Origin of the sequence: Alcanivorax sp. S6407, assembly GCF_023016115.1 — a bacterium.
Taxonomy (GTDB): Bacteria; Pseudomonadota; Gammaproteobacteria; order Pseudomonadales; family Alcanivoracaceae; genus Alcanivorax.
Map to the genome: position 1 here is coordinate 1 of NZ_JALKBH010000019.1, position 1,218 is coordinate 1,218.

The following is a 1,218-nucleotide window of genomic DNA, read 5'->3' on the forward strand; positions in this document are numbered from 1 at the left end:
CTGTAGATACCGTCTCTCTCCATACCCTGCAAGCCTTCTCTAGGCGACTTGCGGGGTATATTCCTTCTGGTGTTTGATCACCCCGTAGGCAATCTGCACCAGCTTTCTCATGGCAGCCACTACGATGGCCATCCTTGATTTCCCTTTGGCCTCCATTCTCTGTCTCAGTGCCCGGATGTCCGGGTTGTGAGTACAGGCTGTGACGGCCGCCATGTAGAGTTTCCCGCGGATTGAGGATCTTCCACCTTTGCGGATCTTTGCCGGCTTCCTCGAGTCGCCTGATTCGTTGTGCATCGGGGTTAATCCTACGAAGGCGGCGCACTGCTTGGCCGATCGGAACTGCCGGCTGTGTATCAACGACAGCAGCTCCCTGGACATCACATCACCTATGCCCTTGATGCTATCCAGTAAAGCACGATCGTTCTGGAGTTGAGGATGGCCATCGATGTGATCATCGATATCCTGCTTCAGCTTGCGGATCTCTTCCTTCAGTGCTGCGATCATATCCTCGATAGACACGATGACTCGTTCGCTGGACTGGTTGAATTGGGCTTTCTCAAGCCGGTTTTCTTCCCGCTGCTGGTCTTTCTCCAGGGCATCCAGTCGAGCGCCAAGGGCGCGTAACTGTCTGACTTCAGGGGCTTCTGGCTGCCACAGATGAAGCCGCTCATGCTTCTCTTTCGCATACAAAGCCAGACCTAGCGAATCGAGCTTGTCTGTCTTGCTCAAGAACCCTTCGCTCTTGGCGAAGTCCCGGGTGCGTGCCGGGTTAGCGACATAGACCTTCATGCCCGCTTCATGGAGGGCATAGGCCAGGTTCTCGTGGTAAACACTGGTCGCCTCAAGGACCACATGAATCTCGGAGGGCTTGGCGCCGGTCTGTTTGAGCAGCCATTGAACAACGGTCTGCTCTTGGCCTCGGGTATTTTGGAATACCCGTGTTTTGACCTTCTGGGGTTGGGTTTGGCGGAGCCAAAGTGTGTCGAATTTCTTCTTGCTGACATCAATTCCAACAAACTGCATCTCTCGTGTCTTCCCTTGCTTATGCGGCTTCATCCCGCGATGGGGAGAGCCCGGATACCGTTCAGATTTAAGAGAATGTGGGTCGGAGCCAGATCTACAGCGCAGGATCTATGTCCTCAGGAGTTCCACAGGCTTTAGCCCGACCCGTGAGTGTTGGTAGCTAATCAACACTCGTGGAGAGATACAAGGAGTTCC

General features: G+C 54.3%; 1 protein-coding gene. It reads right to left on the reverse strand.

Translation table 11 applies throughout. The features are described from left to right. Window positions 1–39: 39 nt before the first annotated feature. A complete protein-coding gene (locus tag MWU49_RS17650) occupies window positions 40–1,023 on the reverse strand; it encodes an IS110 family transposase (RefSeq protein WP_246975046.1) in 984 nt (327 codons plus the stop codon). Window positions 1,024–1,218 lie beyond the last annotated feature (195 nt).

Excerpts from the sequence above, each read along its gene's own strand:
- MWU49_RS17650 (WP_246975046.1), bottom strand. The coding sequence starts at position 1,023 with ATGCAGTTTGTTGGAATTGATGTCAGCAAGAAGAAATTCGACACACTT.